Raw genomic sequence first — 3,344 nt, 5'->3', positions numbered from 1 at the left:
TGCGAACCGAACCCCGCTCCTGACCCCCCTATCATGCCATGGTTACGAAGTATGGTGTGAGAGGGGGGTCAGGAGCGGAAAGGGTGAGGTGAGCAGCACAATAACGGAAGAGGCGGCGGGCCCTAAATCCTTTGAAAATGCTGGCCCTCACCGTCCTGTAAAATTCGCTTTTCAGCCCCCTACCCTGTCCAATTACACGTCCAAGTCACTTGGTACACCTCTTGGATATACGGTTGGATATATAATTGGACTATCGGGCAAAATAAAAAAAAGCCCTTACAATGGCTCTTCTATTCCCTGCTTATTAGTTGTAGGTGCCTACAGGTTCAACAGATCCCTGACGCTCTCTGAAAGTATTTGCTCATGATTATTCCGACTTTAAACTTACCCCAATAAGATAGACATATATTTACGCTATATATTTTGAAACTGCAACCTTTTTATGGCCACAAAATTAGGTTAATTTGTGGAGCGATTTAAAACGATTAAGGGAAAAAGAAAACCGGTACTGGTAGACTTGCCGGTTTTTTTTCTGATATTTAAAATCAACTAAAGTTTATTTTGTTGGTGGAAATAGGAGCAAGGGATTGCCTGTGAGAAGTTGTAAAACCGATTATTCACACAGTCTGCCGTCCCCTTGTCCTTAGACAAGTCAGTAATGTTATTATCTTAAGTCATCTCAGCAATTTTGTTTCCTTATCTTATATTTTCCTCAATTATACTATGGGTTTAATATATACTGTAGTTTTGCTTCGTTATTAATGGTCAATACAACATTTAACCTGTTAATATTTTCTAGTACATTATCTCTATCAGTCTCCATAATACTTTCAGGCACTGTAACATAGGTATGAATATGTCGTGACTGCCTTGGTTCATATTTAGCAGTACAGAGCTCTACATTTGGGGAATATCCCTTTTGATCGAAAAGCTTCTGTATGTCTTCGTCCAAGTAACCCATTGCGTCTATAGTTAATGTTTTTGTAGTATTGTTCCGTATCAAGATATTGTATAGGATCTTAAGAGTATTATTGTCCTCTGATTTTTCCATTGAGATCAACTCAACAGTAAAATCTTCTTCCGTAAAAGCATCAGCTTTGCTGCACGATGCGGAAAAAAGCGCAAGTAGAATCAATGCTAAAATAATTTTTAAATACGACAGATATTGATGTTTTATGTCAATTCCTCCTTATCTAATCTGGAAAACCGTAGGCCTCCGTAACTCCATCTTGATATCTCTCATAATCGCCATAATATCCATAAGTATAATTATCTATTGCTCTATCCATCAGCCATTGGTCATTATAGAAATGATCTCCGTAAGATTCTTCCAGAGGATCATAACCATCATTGGGATAATATGTCTCAACGTAAGTATCAATAAACTCGCCATTTTCCGTTAGATATTCATCCATAATACAGTATAAGAAGTATTCTCTTCTTGTTGAGTGAAACCAATCATCCCAAGACTGACCATCATATACTTCTATCCACTTCCAGGTATATCTCGGTTTACGGTAAGCATCTGCATCAGCTAAATAGTCAGCAGTCCAAGTTATTGCACCATCAGTAAATATAGATATCAGAGGATTGGAGAAAAACGGAGCTTGTCCAATCTCCCGTGGAATTTCAGTAGCGTAGTTTTTCTTTGATTTTCACAGATTAACCCACCTGTGATAGTTCAGCGGGTTTTTTATTGTTTAAAGCATCTATCAGAAAGGGAATTTGTTTGTACCCCTTTATGGTCTTGAACTTTTCTTCTGCCAGTATAAACCCTGATGAAATCCATCTTAAAACCTGATTGCCACTCTGCCAGTTCTTAACCCGGCCAGTTACATTGAGAGCGGTCCCAATAGCTGATTCAATGGGGTTGGTGTTTGAAAGTGTAGCTCTTAACAGCCCGGGAACTTTCAGTTTGTGAACTGTAAGGGTTTCTTCAAGTCCTTCCATTAAGCTGGCTGATGCGGATGGATATTTGAATTCAAGCTCTTTTGCTAAACGCTCAAGTTTATTTTTCGCTTCTTGATATTCAAACTCCATATATGCCCTGTTCATTGCCGCCTTTACCCTTCTTTGCTCACTCTCCGGCAGATAGCTCTGCACATTCCTTAGCTTATGTATCTGGCATCTTTGTATTTGTACATTTTCGCCGAATACGTCCTTGACTGCTTTGTGTAACCCTTTACCCCCATCCAGTACGAATAGCCTTTTCTATTCAGCATCCAAGCCTCTCTTGATCATGTTCTGAATAAGATCTGTACAAATCTTAGCGTTTTCGGTGGAGCCTTCTATTATGCCAAGAACTTTTTTCTTTCCTGCCTTTGATATGCCAAGGGATACAACAACCAAATAGTCTCCTATCTTTACTCCATCCAGCATGATTATCGGATAATAGTCGTCTATGGTGCGGTTTAAAAACTCATTCAGCAACTTCTGGGTTTCTTTTATGAACCTGCGGCTTACAGCGCTTTTTGAGACAGAAAGCGGTTCTTCAGGCACTTCATCCAGGGTATAACCGTAATTTCTAACGGATACGCCATGAAGGATCCTTTGCAATGCTGCATTATTGAGCGCATCCTCCCTTTGAAACTGTATAAGCGTTTCTATGGGCAATTCTGTGCTTCCATCTTTAGTCCTGACTCTTGGCTTTTGTACTGCTATTTTCTGCCCGCCTAAAACAACGCCGACCTTTTCATACCCATGCCGGTATGCTGTCCTGGATGGGTCATGCCTGCCTTTCTCCCCGGCATATGAGGCAACCTCATCTTCAAGCATGATCTTTAAAGCCTTGATACCCAATTGCACCGATAATGACAGTAGTCCGTCCCGTGCCATTTCCTCCAGTTCTGAAAAATCTCCCTGCCGAGCTACTATTTCTATTATTTCTTTTTCAATATTCTCTAACTCTTCCACTGCAATTTGGTGTATAATATCTAACATAGGGATTCGCCTCCTTGATATCTTAGGGTTTTCAGCAACTTCTATTTTATCAGAGGCGTAATCCCTTTTCTATTTTTCTTTTCCTTTTTTCCTACAATAACTTTACACTATGTTCCACGGACTTTGGGACAATTTCTAATGCCCAGCACGGGTGTCAATTATCTCTGAGCTTCTTTCATATTTCCCAGCTCCTATGATCCGGTCTGCTTCTGCATCCAGCAGCTGATTAAGTGTTTCTTCTACTGTTCCTCTTACAATTTCACTTAGGTCCTGCTTTAAAGCTTCCTCATTTAGGTGTATAATTTTCTCAGACATAAAGGCATTCTCCTTTTCGGTGTTTTTGGTTATTTGTCATCTCCAATTTACACCAGGAGTTGGCTTTATGCAATTGTGCGAAAAATATT

The 3,344-nt window shown here is 39.9% G+C and carries 6 protein-coding genes; 1 reads left to right on the top strand and 5 read right to left on the bottom strand.

Features of this window, described 5'->3' with window-relative positions:
* Positions 1–88 precede the first annotated feature (88 nt).
* Positions 89–367 carry a hypothetical protein gene (locus tag HPY74_20460; GenBank protein ID NSW92981.1) on the top strand — a complete coding sequence of 93 codons (279 nt, stop codon included), beginning with the start codon at positions 89–91 and terminating at the stop codon, positions 365–367.
* 354 nt (positions 368–721) lie between these two features.
* Here the strand turns inward: HPY74_20460 and HPY74_20455 are convergent, their stop codons facing one another.
* The 5 genes from HPY74_20455 to HPY74_20435 all read right to left on the bottom strand — a co-directional run bounded on the left by HPY74_20455 (position 722) and on the right by HPY74_20435 (position 3,255).
* Positions 722–1,051, bottom strand: coding sequence for a hypothetical protein (locus HPY74_20455; protein NSW92980.1), 330 nt, complete (start codon positions 1,049–1,051; stop codon positions 722–724).
* A 142-nt stretch (positions 1,052–1,193) separates the two neighbouring features.
* Positions 1,194–1,415 (bottom strand): hypothetical protein, encoded by a 222-nt coding sequence (locus tag HPY74_20450; GenBank protein NSW92979.1) that lies wholly within the window; start codon positions 1,413–1,415, stop codon positions 1,194–1,196.
* Positions 1,416–1,662: 247 nt separating this feature from the next.
* Positions 1,663–2,196: a transposase gene (locus HPY74_20445; protein NSW92978.1), complete on the bottom strand. Its 534-nt coding sequence runs from the start codon at positions 2,194–2,196 to the stop codon at positions 1,663–1,665.
* Positions 2,197–2,211: 15 nt separating this feature from the next.
* A complete protein-coding gene (locus HPY74_20440) occupies positions 2,212–2,940 on the bottom strand; it encodes a transposase (GenBank protein NSW92977.1) in 729 nt (242 codons plus the stop codon).
* A gap of 135 nt (positions 2,941–3,075) precedes the next feature.
* Positions 3,076–3,255: a transposase gene (locus HPY74_20435; GenBank protein NSW92976.1), complete on the bottom strand. Its 180-nt coding sequence runs from the start codon at positions 3,253–3,255 to the stop codon at positions 3,076–3,078.
* Positions 3,256–3,344 lie beyond the last annotated feature (89 nt).

Source organism: Bacillota bacterium (assembly GCA_013314855.1).
Classification (GTDB): Bacteria; Bacillota; Clostridia; order Acetivibrionales; family DUMC01; genus Ch48.
This window is presented reverse-complemented; position numbering and strand designations above follow the sequence as displayed.

What these genes read in the sequence shown, in the direction of transcription:
- HPY74_20450 (NSW92979.1), bottom strand. Translation starts at nt 1,415, where the DNA reads ATGGATGAATATCTAACGGAAAATGGCGAGTTTATTGATACTTACGTT.
- HPY74_20435 (NSW92976.1), bottom strand. Translation starts at nt 3,255, where the DNA reads ATGTCTGAGAAAATTATACACCTAAATGAGGAAGCTTTAAAGCAGGAC.
- HPY74_20455 (NSW92980.1), bottom strand. Translation starts at nt 1,051, where the DNA reads ATGGAAAAATCAGAGGACAATAATACTCTTAAGATCCTATACAATATC.
- HPY74_20440 (NSW92977.1), bottom strand. Translation starts at nt 2,940, where the DNA reads ATGTTAGATATTATACACCAAATTGCAGTGGAAGAGTTAGAGAATATT.